The 15,212-nt window shown below is 65.9% G+C and carries 16 protein-coding genes and 1 pseudogene; 6 read left to right on the plus strand and 11 right to left on the minus strand.

Annotated elements, in window-relative coordinates; translation table 11 throughout:
• Positions 1 to 7: 7 nt before the first annotated feature.
• Complete coding sequence (locus B9Z01_RS34565; protein WP_208625827.1) at positions 8 to 184, minus strand: hypothetical protein; 177 nt, start codon at positions 182 to 184, stop codon at positions 8 to 10.
• A 229-nt stretch (positions 185 to 413) separates the two neighbouring features.
• On the opposite strand from B9Z01_RS34565, the gene cydX reads away from it, so the two are divergent.
• Together cydX and B9Z01_RS00210 are read left to right on the plus strand one after the other, a co-directional pair.
• Positions 414 to 551: a cytochrome bd-I oxidase subunit CydX gene (cydX, locus tag B9Z01_RS00205; protein WP_085481125.1), complete on the plus strand. Its 138-nt coding sequence runs from the start codon at positions 414 to 416 to the stop codon at positions 549 to 551.
• The gene (locus tag B9Z01_RS00210) at positions 548 to 1,126 is read left to right on the plus strand and encodes a P-loop nucleotide/nucleoside kinase family protein (protein ID WP_085480258.1); all 579 of its coding nucleotides are present in this window, start codon (positions 548 to 550) and stop codon (positions 1,124 to 1,126) included. Before cydX ends, B9Z01_RS00210 begins: the two co-directional genes overlap by 4 nt.
• A 302-nt stretch (positions 1,127 to 1,428) precedes the next feature.
• Here B9Z01_RS00210 and B9Z01_RS00215 read toward each other — a convergent pair whose 3' ends face one another.
• A complete protein-coding gene (locus B9Z01_RS00215; RefSeq protein WP_085481126.1) occupies positions 1,429 to 2,526 on the minus strand; it encodes a saccharopine dehydrogenase family protein in 1,098 nt (365 codons plus the stop codon).
• Positions 2,527 to 2,807: 281 nt separating this feature from the next.
• Positions 2,808 to 3,266 carry an Lrp/AsnC family transcriptional regulator gene (locus tag B9Z01_RS00220; protein WP_085480259.1) on the minus strand — a complete coding sequence of 153 codons (459 nt, stop codon included), beginning with the start codon at positions 3,264 to 3,266 and terminating at the stop codon, positions 2,808 to 2,810.
• 249 nt (positions 3,267 to 3,515) lie between these two features.
• On the opposite strand from B9Z01_RS00220, the gene B9Z01_RS00225 reads away from it, so the two are divergent.
• Together B9Z01_RS00225 and B9Z01_RS00230 are read left to right on the plus strand one after the other, a co-directional pair.
• Positions 3,516 to 4,034 carry a Spy/CpxP family protein refolding chaperone gene (locus B9Z01_RS00225; RefSeq protein ID WP_085481127.1) on the plus strand — a complete coding sequence of 173 codons (519 nt, stop codon included), beginning with the start codon at positions 3,516 to 3,518 and terminating at the stop codon, positions 4,032 to 4,034.
• A gap of 501 nt (positions 4,035 to 4,535) precedes the next feature.
• The gene (locus tag B9Z01_RS00230) at positions 4,536 to 4,973 is read left to right on the plus strand and encodes a PGDYG domain-containing protein (RefSeq protein WP_085480260.1); all 438 of its coding nucleotides are present in this window, start codon (positions 4,536 to 4,538) and stop codon (positions 4,971 to 4,973) included.
• A gap of 68 nt (positions 4,974 to 5,041) precedes the next feature.
• On the opposite strand, the gene B9Z01_RS00235 is transcribed toward B9Z01_RS00230, so the two are convergent.
• From B9Z01_RS00235 to B9Z01_RS00265, 8 genes and pseudogenes are all read right to left on the minus strand, one after another.
• Complete coding sequence (locus B9Z01_RS00235) at positions 5,042 to 5,407, minus strand: DUF3022 domain-containing protein (RefSeq protein WP_085480261.1); 366 nt, start codon at positions 5,405 to 5,407, stop codon at positions 5,042 to 5,044.
• 125 nt (positions 5,408 to 5,532) lie between these two features.
• Entirely contained in the window at positions 5,533 to 6,459 is a 927-nt protein-coding gene (locus B9Z01_RS00240) for a YhfC family intramembrane metalloprotease (RefSeq protein WP_085480262.1), read from the minus strand.
• Positions 6,460 to 6,519: 60 nt separating this feature from the next.
• The gene (locus B9Z01_RS00245) at positions 6,520 to 7,623 is read right to left on the minus strand and encodes a LacI family DNA-binding transcriptional regulator (RefSeq protein WP_085480263.1); all 1,104 of its coding nucleotides are present in this window, start codon (positions 7,621 to 7,623) and stop codon (positions 6,520 to 6,522) included.
• Positions 7,624 to 7,640: 17 nt separating this feature from the next.
• Entirely contained in the window at positions 7,641 to 8,606 is a 966-nt protein-coding gene (locus B9Z01_RS00250; protein ID WP_085480264.1) for an NAD(P)-dependent oxidoreductase, read from the minus strand.
• A gap of 4 nt (positions 8,607 to 8,610) precedes the next feature.
• The gene (locus B9Z01_RS00255; RefSeq protein ID WP_085480265.1) at positions 8,611 to 9,894 is read right to left on the minus strand and encodes an MFS transporter; all 1,284 of its coding nucleotides are present in this window, start codon (positions 9,892 to 9,894) and stop codon (positions 8,611 to 8,613) included.
• A gap of 115 nt (positions 9,895 to 10,009) precedes the next feature.
• Complete coding sequence (locus tag B9Z01_RS35370; RefSeq protein WP_167387432.1) at positions 10,010 to 10,993, minus strand: sugar kinase; 984 nt, start codon at positions 10,991 to 10,993, stop codon at positions 10,010 to 10,012.
• A 102-nt stretch (positions 10,994 to 11,095) separates the two neighbouring features.
• Positions 11,096 to 11,902: pseudogene (locus B9Z01_RS35375) on the minus strand (sugar phosphate isomerase/epimerase family protein); the annotation flags it as partial.
• Between the two features lie 175 nt (positions 11,903 to 12,077).
• Positions 12,078 to 12,971: a LysR family transcriptional regulator gene (locus B9Z01_RS00265; protein ID WP_085480267.1), complete on the minus strand. Its 894-nt coding sequence runs from the start codon at positions 12,969 to 12,971 to the stop codon at positions 12,078 to 12,080.
• A 128-nt stretch (positions 12,972 to 13,099) separates the two neighbouring features.
• On the opposite strand from B9Z01_RS00265, the gene B9Z01_RS00270 reads away from it, so the two are divergent.
• Together B9Z01_RS00270 and B9Z01_RS00275 are read left to right on the plus strand one after the other, a co-directional pair.
• Entirely contained in the window at positions 13,100 to 14,206 is a 1,107-nt protein-coding gene (locus B9Z01_RS00270; RefSeq protein ID WP_085480268.1) for a YeiH family protein, read from the plus strand.
• 169 nt (positions 14,207 to 14,375) lie between these two features.
• Positions 14,376 to 15,113 carry a glutathione S-transferase gene (locus B9Z01_RS00275; protein WP_085480269.1) on the plus strand — a complete coding sequence of 246 codons (738 nt, stop codon included), beginning with the start codon at positions 14,376 to 14,378 and terminating at the stop codon, positions 15,111 to 15,113.
• Positions 15,114 to 15,212: the final 99 nt, after the last annotated feature.

Consider the following 15,212-nt stretch of genomic DNA (forward strand, 5'->3'; position numbering starts at 1 on the left):
GTCTGGCTCAGGCATGCATTAACGGATACGCGCGGTTCGTGCAGCACCGGGTAGCCGTCACGAGAAACGCCAGCTCGACGACCGGATCGGACTGCGTCGATACGCCGATATGATGCACGCCGGGCGTGAGATAAAAAACCACGGGCTCGCCGTTCATCAGATCGGTGACACGCTTGCCGTCCACCTACACGAGCACATCGCGAAGGCGCGCGACTATATGCCGCGAGCGCTCGCATGACCGCCCTGCATGATAGCAACGCCCGGCCGTTGCGCCAGTCTGGCCGAACAACCGTGCGCCGCGCCTCTTGCGTCACACGGCGTTCTTCTTCATGATCGGTAGAAAGGTGGCCGCACAGGTGGCCGGTATGCCGGTTGCGCGCCGCGCCACCGGACGCACGCTCAAGGAGATTGCGATGTGGTATTTCACCTGGATTCTCGGCGTGGGCGTGGCCCTCGGCTTCGGTATCATCAACGTGATGTGGCTCGAGACCAACGGCAAGTTCGCACGCGACCCGCTCAACTCCGCCGCGCCTGAGGACTCGTCTTCGTGACATCGCTGGTTTTCTTTTGCGGTCATGCGGGCACGGGCAAGACCACCCTCGCGAAAAAGCTGATCGGCCCGTTGATGAAAGCGAGTGGCAAGCCCTTCTGCCTGCTCGACAAGGACACGCTATTCGGCGGCTACAGCGCCGCCGCGATGGCGATGCTGACCGGCGATCCGAACGACCGCGACAGCCCGCTTTTCCTGCAGCATCTGCGTGAGCCCGAGTATCGCGGCCTCATCGACACCGCCCGCGACAACCTCGAACTCGGCATCAGCACACTGGTGGTCGGGCCGCTGTCGCGCGAGGTGCGCGAGCGGCGCCTGTTCGATTACGCATGGCTCGGCATCGCGAGGGACGTCAGGCTACGCGTGGTGTGGGTCCATGTCGCGGAGGAGACGGCGCGGCAGCGGATCGTCGAGCGCGCGAATCCCAACGACGCCTACAAGCTCGCGCACTGGGACGAATACCGGCAGCGCCGCTTCGTGCCGAGCGGCGCAATCTGCGACGATCTGCTGATGTTCGACAACAGTGCGCCGACGCAAGCCGATTACGATGCGTTGCTGGCGCGGATCGTCGGCTAGTCGCCGATGGGCGGCGTCACCACTCACCGCTGCTTTGCCATTGGCCAGTCTCTCACCGGACTAGCAGCGCTCGCCCCGCATAGACAGATGCGTGGCATCCGTGATGCGACTACCTGTTGGCGCAAGTCAAGGAGGAGTGAAATCGCCCCCGTATTCCCTCGGAGGGCGATTTCAGGGACACGGGGGAAAGTAGAAAAACCGGAAATTCCCGAGAACGTCCAGCCCGCGCTGACATATGAATTCTGTCAGGGCTGAAGCCCTCCCCACCGTCCCCTGCCTCAAACAATCAAACCATCAACCCCTCAAACCGTCGCCATCGTCTCGATCGACTGCCCTTCATAGAGCTTGCCGAAGCGGTTCGCGAGGAAATCGGCCAGCGACACCTGCTCCTGACGCACGAAGCCCTTTTGCGGCAGCTTGCGCTCACGGAACAGATCGAGCACCGCGCACATCGCGCCGGCCGTCGTGATCTGGATCGCGCTCATCGGCACGCCGCAGACCGTCTTCGCGAAGATCTTGCGAGTGAACACTTCCTGCACGAGCTGGCCGTCACGCATGCCGCTCACCGTGATGAACACGAGCACGACGTCCTGCGCGGTAGACGGCACCGAGCGGCGCATGATGCTCTTGAGCGTGTCGCGGTCGCTCGACAGGCGCAAGTCTTCGAGCAGGAACTGCATCAGGTTGCGATGGCCCGGATAGCGCACCGACTTGTAGTCGAGCGATTCGACCCGGCCCGACAGCGTTTCGCACAACGTGCCGAGGCCGCCCGACGTGTTGAACGCTTCATACTCGGTGCCGTCGAGCGAAAAATGTTCGAGGCCCTCGAGCGGCTGCACCCACTGCGTGCGGCTGTCGCGAATCGCCTCGCAAGGCTGGCAATACTCGTTGATGAGACCGTCGACGCTCCACGTCAGGTTGTACTTCAGCGCGTTGGTCGGAAATTCCGGCAGCGCGCCCACGCGCATCTTCACGTCGCGGATTTCGCTGAAGCGGTTCGCGAGTTCATGCGCGGCAATGCCGATGAAACCCGGCGCGAGACCGCACTGCGGCATGAACGCGTGCTCCGAGTCTTCGGCGATCGCGCGGATCGCGTGGGTCGCGCGCACGTCCTCGGTCAGGTCGAAATAGTGCACGCCCGCGCCCTTCGCGGCCGACGCGACGTTCACCGCGAGGTAGTACGGCAGCGCGTTGATGAGCACGTCGAAGCCCTGGATCGCGGCGCGCAGCACGGCGGCGTCGGCGGAATCGACGCGGCGCGTCGGAATGCCCTGGGCGGCGAGCTTATCGAGTGCGAGCTGATCGCGGTCGAACGCGACGACTTCATAGTCGCCTGTCTCGCGCAGCATATGAGCAATGGTGTGACCGATCAGACCTGCGCCAACGATCGCTACTTTCATGTGCTTCTCCTTGTTATCCATGTGCCTGTCTCCAGCTTCAGAAGTGCGCCGCGTGCTACACGCGACGCCTGCGGGCCGAACCCTTGAGCAACAGTTTAAGAAGAAGCAAAAACAGTTCATACGCGCAAAATGCTGCGGTATGACCATGATGGTCGACGTTATGACGAACCCGTCAGTCGATTTGTCGAAAATCTATAAAAACCGTGTTAACGGACTACCTGAGGAAGCACCTGAGGGACTACGTGAGGAAGTGCCCGAAGGAGTACCCGGGCCATGCGGACTCACACCGTGCCGCGATCGACCTTGCGCGCGAGAATGATCGACGTCGTGGTCCGCTCGACACCCTCGAGGCCGCCAATCTGATCGAGCAGATCGTTGAGCCGCTCAGGCGAATCGGCGCGCAGCCACGCGACATAATCGAACTCGCCGCTCACCGCGCACAGCAGTTGCACCTCGGGCATTTTCGCGAGGCGCTTCTGCACGGCCGGCCCGTACTTCGGCGCGATGATGATGCCGACGTAGGCAACAATGCTCGAATCGAGCACGTCCTGGCCGAGCCGCACGCTATAGCCCGCGATTACGTTGCTGCGCTCGAGCCGCGCGATACGCGCGATCACGGTCGTGCGCGCGACCCCCAGCTGGCGCGCGAGATTGGCGACGCTTTCGCGGGCATTGGCTTGCAGGAGCGCAACGAGGTTGCGGTCGAGGTCGTCGAGCTGGTCGAGGCGCGGTGGTCTCATCGAGAGGAAAGGAAATAGGTGTGCGGTGCTGCGGATTATCGCGCGTCAGCGTCTCCCCCAGCCCGTTTCCCTTTCGTTTCGGTTGTAAGCGTTTGTCGCACAGGAATCGCATTGTAGGAATATCGTGTTACAAATAGCGGCGACGGGCCGATGCGGCAGCCGGTCGCCGTGCGCCGCTATTCGCCACTGGCACGTGGCAATCCGCTGCCGCGCGCCTTGTCCCAATACGAACAGACATCAGGAGTTTCGATGAAAAAAGCACTGGTTATGCTGGCTACCGCCATTTCCATGGGCGGCGCATTCGCTCAGACTTCCGCGCCGGCAGCGGCGCCGCAGAGCCCCGCTGCCGCTTCGGCCCCCTCAGCCAAGGCTGGGCACGAGCGCAACGTCGAAGACCGCATCGCCTATCTGCACTCGCAACTGAAGATCACCCCCGCGCAGGAAACCCAATGGAATGCATTCGCCGACGTGATGCGCAGCAACGGCGAAACGATGGGTCAGCTGTTCCAGCAGCGCAAGGCCGCGACGAACGTCACGGCGCTCGACGACATGAAGCAGTATGCGGAGATCGCGCAGGCGCATGCGGACGGCATGAAGAAGCTCGTCGACGCGTTCGACCCGCTGTATAGCAGCCTGTCGCCGGAGCAGAAGAAGCTCGCCGACGCAACGTTCCATCATGGCGGCACGGAAGGCGGCCACCATCATCGCGGTCACCACGGCAAGGGCAAGGCCGCGGAAGCGGCGAGCGACGCAACGGTGAAGCCGTAAGGCATCGGCGCACCTGCGGCGCGGCGTGCTGCGCCTTGGGGGTGAGGCGGGCGACAGGTCCGCCGCGCCGGGTAGCGTCAGCTTCGACACGCTTCTCTGTGTAGGACAGCGGCATGCGTGCGCCGGCGCAGTAAGCGGTTCGTCCCTTTACGCGAGGGAGCAGCCGCGAGCCCGGTGCGCGCTTTCTCACAAGGACGGAGGCGAATGCGGCCTTTGCGTCCACGTTCTTTCTCCAAAGACCAGCGGCTCCGCCAGCGTTCGCACCTGCCATCCTGCCATCTTTCCTCAGCATGGCTTTCCCCCGCCCGGAGCAGGCTTTCTCATCGCAATCAGCGCAAAACAGCCCGCGAGGCAAATGCATCTGGCATGATTCAGGGGCGCGGCGTGGGTCGGCATCGGCCAACCCCGCTGTAGCTCTGCCCTCACCCGACTCCAGCGTGCGACGCAAAGCCTTCGCGCCACGGCATCCCGCGCTTCACCCTCAACCACCCCACCCGCTTCATGACCGAACTCAGGAATCTCGATCTGCGTGACGATCCGCACGCCAAACGCGTCGTCAAGGACGAAACGGTAAGCGTCGAATTCGCTGCCGCCGAAGGCCAGTTGATGAGCCTCGAAGGCCCGAACCGCTACGTGCTTGGCGACGCGCTGATCACCGGCTCGACCGGGGACCGCTGGGTCGTGTCGCGCGAGCGCTTCGACGCCAAATATGTCCCCGCCGACGCCGCGCTCGCGCACGGCGAATCCGGCGCCTATCGCAACCGCCCGGCCGTCGTGCTGGCCCGCCGGATGAACGAAGCGTTCTCGCTCGCCCGCTCCGCAAGCGGCGGCGACGTGCTGCACGGCGCCGCCGGCGACTGGGTCATGCAATACGCGCCCGGCGACTACGGCGTCGTGCAGGCCGCGCGCTTCGCGAAGGTCTACCGGCTCGCCGATTGAGCGGGTTCAGTTGCGCCGCTTCAGTTGAACCGCGTCAGCGGCGCATCATCTGATGCATCGGATCAACATCAGGCGAACTCGTCGCCGAGGTCCACCGTGACATCGCGTGGCACCGCTTCGCCGTTCGCATAGACCTCTTCGAGCGAGCCGAGGCTCGCTTCGACATACGCGCGCAACACCGCGAAGCTGCGCCCGCGCAGCTTCGCCGGCAACGCGCGATAACGCGCAAGCGCGGCCGGCGCGATCACCACCGTCATGACGATACGGCGCGCGGTCGAGCCGAAGCGCATCGCCACCCAGTGAATCGCCAGCGTCGGCGTGCCGTCTTCGGCCGCACGCTCGATGAACTGCGTCTGCTCGGGAAACAGATCGCTGATGACGCGCGCAAGCTCCTCGAACTCGGGATTCGCGCAGTCGTATTGGTAAGCTTCCATGAAGGCCGCCGCAAAATCGGGGTACTGAAAAAGGTAGGCGCATTTTAGAGAAAGGCTCACGCGATAGCGAGGCGCTCTTCATCCGCGATGCAACGCCGCGTCGACAGACACGGCGCTCCCGCGCATCACGCCGCCGCCGGGCGCCGGTAGACGCGTATCAGCACCCCCACGACGATTACCGCTGCCACCGCATACACCGTATCCACCACCAGGAGCGGCACGAGCCGCGCCTGGAACAGCGCGGCAGGCACGTCGATCAGCGCATGCAGCACGATCGCGAGCGGCAGGATGCCGCGCCAGCCAGCCCGCACGCCGCGCCACATCAGCACCGACAGGCCGATCTGGAACACCAGCGCCGCCGCGCGTTCGATCGCGAAGACGCCGGCCATCTGCGGCGTGAGGCTCGCGAGAATCAGATGGATGCGCATCACCGATTCGCCCGGCAGATTACCGAGATATTCACCGAGCTCGCCGCGGTTTTCGAGAATCGCGAACAGGATCCACTGGACTTGCACGAGCACGCCGACCATCCACGCTTCCGCGCCGCCATGGCCGAGGCCGTAGCTGAGCGCGGCGCCGTCGTCCGCGCGCAATGCGGCCGTGCGCGCGCTGGTGCCTGCGCGGGTGCCTGCATTGGCGCTGGCGCTCACATTGCCGTTGACGCCCGTATCGCCGCCGGCATCCGTCCTGACGTTCACCTGCGTGCCTCTTTTCACCCCCGGCCTCGCCGCCGCCCGCTTCACGAGCAGGCGCATGCCGATGAACCGACCCACTTCCTCGCAGATACCCGCGGCCAGCGCGCCATACACGACGAAAGCCAGCGGATTCGACGCCAGGAACGCGGCCGTCGTCTCGTTGCCGCGCAGCACGTAGTCGTGCAGCCCGCGCTCGATCACCATCGCAAACAGCGCAAACACGGCGATGCCGGCGATCGCGTCGCGTGATTTCAGCGCGAGCGGCTGGCGCAACTGCCGGTAGATCAGGAACGGCAACGCGGAGACAACGAGCGTGGCGAGCACGAGGCTCGCGAGGGTAAGCGGTGCGACAACCATAGGTTTCCTTGCGATGACCGGCGCGCAACCGCTGCGCGCCGCAGCCCAAATGATCGCAGATCAGCGCGAAGTCGACGCGCGCACGATCAACTCGCCCGGCAGCAGGCAGTCGCGCGCGCGCGTTTGCACGCCCTCGATGCGCTCGTGCAGGAACTCGACCGCGCGGTAGCCGATCTCGTAGGTCGGCTGACGGATCGTCGTGATGCCGGCCAGTTCGGCCCAGTCGGGGTCGTCGATGGACAGGAGCGCGACGCGGGTCTGCCAGTGCGCGCCATAACGCGTTTTCAGATGCAGAGCAAGGCACAGCGCGACCGGCGCGTTGGCGGCGAATAGCGCGATGCGGGCGGGTTCGCCGGCGTTGTCGGCGGTGCGCTTGCTGTTGGCGCTGCCGCCATCGCGACCGTCATGGCGAGCGCCGCTCACCGCGTCGATCGCGCGGTCCAGCTCCGCGAGGCCGCGCTCGACCTCGGCCGGGTCCGCGAGATCGAGCACCAGCGTGTGGCCGCGCGCGCGGCCGTGCGCGCGCAGCGCGTCGTCGAACGCCTGCACGCGCAGATGCCGCGAGCTCACCCGCTCGAACGGCTGCACGACGAACCAGATGTGCTCGAAACCCTGCTCGAGCAGATGCCGCGCACCGAGTTCGGCGGCGGCGCGATTGTCGAGGCCGACCATATCGGCGACGAGCCCTTCCACCTGCCGGTCGACGAGCACCGCCGGAATCCCGCCACCGCCCACCGGCCGCAGCGTTTCCTCGCGCACGCCGAGCGCGTTGACGATCACGCCTTCCACGCGATACGTCGTGAGCAGTTGCAGATAGCGCCGCTCCATCTCGACTTCGTTCGCGGCGTGGCAAATGAGCGGCATCAGGCCGAGCGCATGGCAAGCCGCCTCGACGCCTTGCAGCACCTCGACCGAATACGGATTGGTCAGATCGGCGAGCAGCATGCCGATCAGCCGGTTGCGGCCGCGTTTGAGGCCGCGCGCCATCTGGTTCGGCTGATAGTCGAGCCGCGCGATCGCCGCTTCGATGCGCGCGCGCAGTTCGGGCGACAGCACGTTCATCTCGCCATTCAGATAGCGCGAGATGCTGGTCTTGCCGGTGCCGGCTTCACGCGCGACGTCGGTGATCGTCGCGCGGCGCGGCGTGGCAGGGGGCGTGCTCATCGGCTCATCGCTCCACCTCACTTCGCTAAAACCTCACGATTGACGATGTTCTTCGTCAACGTTCCGTCGAGCGCGGCGACGAGATTTTCCGCCGCGTCGAGCGCCATCGCATGACGCGTTTCGTGCGTCGCCGAGCCGATATGCGGCAGCGCGACGACGTTCGGCAGCTTCAGCAACGGCGAGTCGGCCGGCAGCGGTTCGGTGTCGAACACGTCGAGGCCCGCGCCGTGAATCGTGCCGTTTTGCAGCGCCTCGATCAGCGCCTGCTCGTCGACGGTCGCGCCGCGCGACGCGTTGATGAGGATCGCGCTCTTCTTCATCGCGCGCAACTCGGCCGCGCCGATCATATGCTGTGTCTGCGGCGTGAGCGGCACTTGCAGACAGACGAAGTCGGACTCGGCGAGCAACCCGGCCAGCTCGACGCGCCGCGCGCCGTATGCCTGCTCCGCGTGCGGGTTCGCGTGACGGTTCGTGTACAGCACCTTCATATTGAAGCCGAGCGCCGCGCGCCGCGCGACCGCGCCGCCGATCCGCCCGAGCCCGACGATGCCGAGCGCCTTGCCCTGCACGTCGAGCCCGAACTGCGCGGGTCCGATGCTCGCGCGCCACTGCCCCGCCTTCACCCACTCGGCCAGTTCGACCACGCGGCGGGCGCACGCGAGAATCAGCGAGAACACGGTGTCGGCGGTCGATTCGGTCAGCACGTCGGGCGTGTGCGCGAGCACGATGCCGCGGCGCGTGAGGTCGTCGACGTCGAACTGGTCGAAGCCGACCGAGATCGTCGACAGCGCCTTCAGGCGGCTCGCGCCTTCGAGCATCGCGGGCGTGATCTTCACGCTCGCGCCGATGCCGCCGTCGGCGTCGCGCAGCGCGGCGACGAACGCATCATGTTGTGATGGATCGACCTGCACGACCTGCGCATGCTGTTGCAGATACGCGAGCACATCCTCGGGCAGCGGCTTCCAGGCGACGATCTTCTTCATCAGCTTATTTTCCTTGCAATGGTGTGGCGAGCGCGGCCGCGTGGTTCAGCGGTTGCGGCTTGACGGCGAGCGTCAGGATCACCGCGGCGACGAGCGCCACGCTCATGAATGCATACGATGCCGCGGGCGTTCCGGTCGCGCCGTTCAGATAGCCGACCACATACGAGCCGACGAACGAGCCGAGCGCGCCCATGCTGTTGATGAGCGCCATCGCGCCGCCGGCGACGTTCTTCGGCAGCAGTTCCGGCACGATCGCGAAGAACGGGCCGTACGGCGCGTACATGGCGGCGCCCGCGATCACGAGCAACGCATACGAGCCCCAGAAGTGCGACGAGCCGAGCGCATACGACGCCGCGAACGCGATCGCGCCGATCAGCAGGAACGGCCACACGAACACCTTGCGGCGGTTGAGTTTATCCGATGCCCACGAAGCTGCAAGCATCGCGATGGTCGCGGCCAGATACGGCAGCGCCGACAGCCAGCCGGTTTCGACCATGCCGAGCGACGAACCGTTCTTGAGAATCGACGGCAGCCACAGCACGAAGCCATACACCCCGATGCTCCAGCAGAAATACTGCGCGCACAGCTTGATGACCGCGGGCGTGCGAAACGCCTCGCCGTAATTGCGCACCGGCTTGATCGCGGCCTGCTCGGCGCGCAGCGTCTGTTCGAGCAGATCCTTCTCCTGCTGCGTGAGCCACGAGACCTGCTGCGGCTTGTCCTGCACGAGGAACCACCAGCAGAACGCCCAGATGATCGCGGGCACGCCCTCGGCGATGAACATATGGCGCCAGCCGAACGAATGCACGAGATAGCCCGAGACGACCGACATCCACAGCACCGTGACCGGATTGCCGAGAATCAGGAACGTGTTGGCGCGCGAGCGCTCGCTCTTCGTGAACCAGTTGCTGATGAAGATCAGCATGGCCGGCATCACCGCGGCTTCGACGATGCCGAGCACGAAGCGGATCGCCATCAGCGACGGGATGTTGCTGACCATGCCGGTCAACGCCGCGCAGCCGCCCCACAGAACGAGGCTCCAGAACACGAGCTTCTTCACGCTGCGGCGCTCGGCGTAGATCGCGCCCGGAATCTGGAAGAAGAAGTAGCCGAGGAAGAACAGCGCGCCGATCAGCGACGCCAGCCCTTTGCTGATGCCGAGGTCCTGATTGATGCCGGCCGCCGACGCGAAGCCGAAGTTCGCGCGATCGAGATACGCGAGGCTGTAGGTGATGAACACGATCGGCATGATCGTCCACCAGCGGCGAATCGCAAGCGATGAGGTCATGAATGTCTCCTTTTACGGCTTCCCGAAACAATGATGAAAATGGGGCGCGCGGTGGGCGCTCCTGTTGTCGGTATGAAACGTCCGGGCTCGGCTTCAGCTCAGTGTCAGCTCAGTGTCAGATTACGCTCGCGGCGCGCGACCCATCGGCCCGTTCGAGCGCGTCGAGTTCGGCGCGACGCGGCAGGCCCTCCGAATCGCCGATCACCTGGATCGCGAGCGAGCCGATCCGGTTGCCGCGTGCGACCGCCTGCGGCAGCGTGCGGCCTTCGAGCAGCGCGCTAATCACGCCGACGGCGAAACCATCGCCCGCGCCGACTGTGTCGACGACCTTGGCGACCGGCTGGCCGACGATCACGGCGGCGTCGCTCGCTGTGCGGTAGTACGCGCCCTGTGCGCCGAGCTTGACGATCACGCCGCGCGCGCCGCGCTCCAGATAGAAGCTCGCGATGTCCTCAGGCTGCGTGTAGCCGGTCAGAATCTCGCCCTCGCCGATGCCGGGCAGCACCCAGTCGGCAAGCGCGGCGAGCGCATTGAGACCTTCGACCATTGCCGCGCGCGACGGCCATAGCGTCGGGCGCAGGTTCGGATCGAACGAGATCGTCCTGCCTGCCGCGCGCATTTCGCGGGCCAGGTGGAACGCGAGTTCGCGCGAACTCGCGGAGATCGCCGGCGCGACGCCGGTCAGGTGCAGATGACGCGCGGGCAGCACGTAATCGGCGACGTAATCGGCGAGCGACAGGTGGCTCGCCGCCGAGCCCTTGCGGAAATACTCGACCGCCGGGTCGCTGCCGTCGTCGTTTTTCGACTTGAGCTGAAAGCCGGTCGGATAGCGCGCGTCGGTGCTCACGCAGCGCTGGTCGATGCCCTCTTTCGTCAGCGTGTCGCGCACGTATTGGCCGAACGAATCGTCGCCCACGCGGCTCATCCAGCCCACCTTGAAACCGAGCCGCGCGAGGCCGATCGCGACGTTCAGATCGGCGCCGGCAACGCGCTTCGTGAACTGCCCGACGCCCGCGAGCGGGCCGGTTTCGGCGGCGACGAACATCGCCATCGCTTCGCCGTAGGTGATGACGTCGAGAGTTGGATGGGGGTGATCCATGCTGTGCTCCTGGGTGGCGCTTGTGCTGTGGTGTTGCTGTGCTTTGCTATGTGCTGCTGATCTGTGCGTCGCTGGTTGCCCTGACCGCTTGCCTTGAACCTTCGCGAGCCATCCGACGTAATGCGCGGCGTCGGCCTCGATCCGGCTCGCGTCGAACGGAAACTCGATACCCCGTGGCACATCGCGCGGCAAACGCTCGAGCACCGTGCGGAACTGCGTGTCATCCGCGGCGGGTGCGACCGGAAAGCGCCGCGCGCCCTCGCCCGCCGCCGTCTTGCAATGGATGTACTCGACGTGCGGCGCGAGCCGCATGGCGGCGTCGAGCGGTGCGACGTCGAGCCATGCCCAGTTGCCGATGTCGAAGGTCATCCCGAGCACGCCGGCCTGGCCCTCGCGCGCGAGCGCATCGAAGAGTCCGGCGAACTGCGCGAGCGAACCACCCTGCGCCAGTTGCCCGTTTTCGACGACGAGCCTTGGCTGCGCGCCGCGCGCCCCGTGCGCACGTTGCGCCCGTTGCGCCACCAAGGCGGCAATGGCCGCGCCCTCGGCGTCATGGATAAAGCCGCCCAGTTGCAGCTTGACGAAACGCGCGCCCAGCGCGGCCGCTTCGTCGAGCGCGAGGCGCAGAGCGTCGGTATCGAGCCGGCCGTGCGGCGTGTACAGCGAAGCGGGTGTCGAAAACACCGACCACAGACCGAGTTCCGCGATTGCCGCGCCGAGCGCATGGAGCTGCTCAGGGGCGGCGTCCGGGTTGGCGTCCCCCTCGCTCGTGAACAGCTCGCGGCGCACCTCGAAGCCCACCGCACCGGCCCGCTTCGCCGCTTGCGCCCACTTCAGATGACCACCCGCGCGCACCGCGTCCATGCCGAACGCGCTTGCGACGATCACGATCTCCACTGCGTCAGCCATGTCGAATCCGCTCAATCCTGCTGGAAACCATCATTTGGAACCGGTTCCAAACACATTTCGAAAAAAAGCGCCGAGGCGCTTGCGTTGCCCGAATAGTGCGCGGGACCGCCGCCGCGCACCATAGAGGAAATCCCCAGGCGAAGCGGGCACGAGAGTGAGCGCAACCCGGCGAGACTCACCCGTCCCCTTCCGCGAGACACAGCGCGAGAAACCGCTCGACCACACGCGACGGCGCACTCGCATGCGGCACGAGAATCGACAGCCGGCGCGTCAGCGGCTCCGGGCTCAGCGACAGCAGTCGCAACGCGCCGTTCTCGTGCCGCATCGACATCGCCGAGACGAAGCCCACGCCCATGCCGGCGCGCACCGCCTCCTTCACGCCTTCGACGCCAGCGATCTCGAGCGCCACGCGCATCGGCACCCCCGCGCGCGCGAACTCGCGCTCGACCGTCTGCCGCACGCCCGAGCCCTCCTCGCGCAACACCAGTGGATAGGCGCCGAACGCCGCGAGCCCGATGCGCCCGTCGTCGCCCTCCTGCGCGAGCGGATGCGCGCGCGGCATGATCGCGACGATCTCATCCTCGCGCCACGCATGCACCGCGGTGTCCGGCGGCAGATCGTCGCCGGCCGGCCCCTCGACCATCGCGATATCGACCGAACCGAGCGCGCCGACGATCTCGGTCGTGTTGCCGTTCGCCGTATGCACGGTCACGTCCGGATAGCGCCGATGAAACTCGGCGATCAGATACGGCAGCAGGTAGCTCGCCGGCGTCGTGCTCGCGCCGATGCGCAGCGTGCCCTGCTCGAGGCCGCGCAGCGCATCCCGATACGCATGCGCCTGCCGCCAGGTATCGCGCAGCCGCGCCGCGTAGCTCGCCAGTTGCTCGCCGGCGGGCGTCAGACGCACGCCGCGGCCGTCACGCTGATACAGCGGTTCGCCGAACTCATCCTGCAATTGCCGCAACTGGCCGGACACCGCCGGCTGCGACAGATGCAGCGCCACCGCCGCCCGGCTGATGTTGCGATGCTCGGCGACGGCGGCGAACGTTATAAGTTGATCCGGGGTCATGGGCGTTAAATATCCATCAGACTGATACCTTACATTCTAAATCATGATTTTTCATATCGATATATCTAATTTAGGATTAGACCCGTTGAAGCCCCCATGCAGTCAGTCACGAAGTCAGGCACCCGATCATGTCCACACCCACCGCACGGTTCACCGCAGCATCCCAGGCGCATTCCACTCGCGGCCAGCTCAACGGCGTGCTGTTCGTCGCGTTGTTCGCCGCCGCCGTCACGCGCATCGCGGCCATTCCGGCGATTGCCGGTCTGGGCCTGAGCCCGCTCATCGTCGGCATCGTGGCGGGCGCGATCTACGGAAACGCCCTGCGCGACGGCATGCCGGCGAGTTGGGCGGCCGGCGTCAATTTCTCGGCGCGCAAGCTGCTGCGCATCGCAGTCGCGTTCTTCGGGCTGCGGGTGAGCCTGCAGGAAATCGCCCAGGTCGGCCTGCCCGGTCTCACGCAGTCGGTCCTGATCGTGGTCAGCACGCTCGTGATCGGCACGTGGGCCGGCATGAAGATCATGAAGCTCGACCGCGACACCGCTCTGCTGACAGCGGCCGGCAGCGCGATCTGCGGCGCGGCCGCCGTGCTCGCCTTCGAGTCGACGCTGCAATCGAAGCCGCACAAGAGCGCGATGGCAGTGGGCAGCGTCGTGCTGTTCGGCACGCTGTCGATGTTCCTCTATCCGGTGCTGTTCAAGGCCGGCTGGCTGCATCTCGATACGGTCGGCGCGGGCCTCTTCTTCGGCGGCACGATCCACGAGGTCGCCCAGGTGGTCGGCGCGGCCAGCAACGTGAGCCCCGAAGCGACGCATATCGCGACGATCGTCAAGATGACCCGCGTGATGCTGCTCGTGCCGGTGCTGCTCGTGGTCGGCCTGTGGGTGAACCGCACGGCGCGTAGCAACGCAGCGGCGCAAGCCTCGCGGGACGGCGCCGCAAGTGACGCCGCGAGCCACGCCCCGCGCAAGCTCGCGATTCCATGGTTCGCGCTCGGCTTTCTCGCCTGTGTCGTCATCAACTCGCTGCATGTGCTGCCGGAGAGCGCCACCTCGACCCTGAACCTGCTCGACACCTTCGCGCTGACGATGGCCATGACCGCGCTCGGCATCGAAACGCGCATCTCGCAGATTCGCGAGGCCGGCCCGCGAGCGCTGAGCACTGGCCTGATTCTGTACGTCTGGCTGATTGCCGGCGGACTGGGGATTACATGGACGGTCCAGTACCTGTTCCGCTAACACGGTCCCGTCTTCACTCACACCCCGCCGCGTGCGGGGTTTTGCGCATTCTGGCGACCCATCCGGCCCGTTCGCGCGGCATACTCGCTGCTGCGGACTTTGCTCATGCAACCCGCGCGGGCGCAGTGCCTCGGCAGCGCGTCCGTGCAACCGGAATGAGGATCGATCGATGAGCCTGGAACTCTATTACTGGGACGGCCTGCAAGGCCGCGGCGAATTCGTGCGGCTCGCCCTCGAGGAAGCCAGCGTGAACTACGTGGAAGTGGCGCGCGGCAAGCCTTCGAAGGGCCTCGGCACCGGGGCGATGATGGCGGTGATGGACAGCCCCGACGAGCCGTATCCGCCGTTCGCGCCACCGTTTCTGAAGGACGGCGATCTCGTGATCGCGCAGACCGCCAACATCCTGCTCTATCTCGGTCCGCGCCTGAATCTCGCGCCGGCGGCCGACAGCCTGCGCTACGTCGCGAACGGCCTGCAACTGACGATCGCCGACGTCGTCAGCGAAGCGCACGACACGCACCATCCGCTCGCGAACTCGCTCTACTACGAAGACCAGAAAGACGCCGCCAAGGCGCGCGCGCATGATTTCATCGACAACCGCATTCCGAAGTTCATGTCGTACTTCGAGCGCGTGTTGAAGCAGAACCCGGCCGGCGACACCTTCATGGTCGGCGATACGCTCACCTACGTCGATCTGTCGATGTTCCAGCTGATCGACGGCCTGCTGTACGCGTTCCCGCGCGCGCTCAAGCGCTTCGGCGAGCACTATCCACGGCTCGCCGCGCTGCACGACGCGGTCATGGCGCGGCCGAACATCGCCGCCTATCTGAAGTCGGACAGGCGCATCGCGCACAACGAAGCCTGCATCTTCCGGCACTACCCGGAACTCGACAAGGCGGCGACTTGATCCACGCCGCCCGGCCCCGCCCCTTCTCCACGACAGCAGCGCGCCCGCCATCGAGGGCGGGCGCGCTGCTGTCGTGCTGCGGATTCCTCCACCTTCTCT

Origin of the sequence: Paraburkholderia susongensis (assembly GCF_900177725.1) — a bacterium.
Classification (GTDB): Bacteria; Pseudomonadota; Gammaproteobacteria; order Burkholderiales; family Burkholderiaceae; genus Paraburkholderia; species Paraburkholderia susongensis.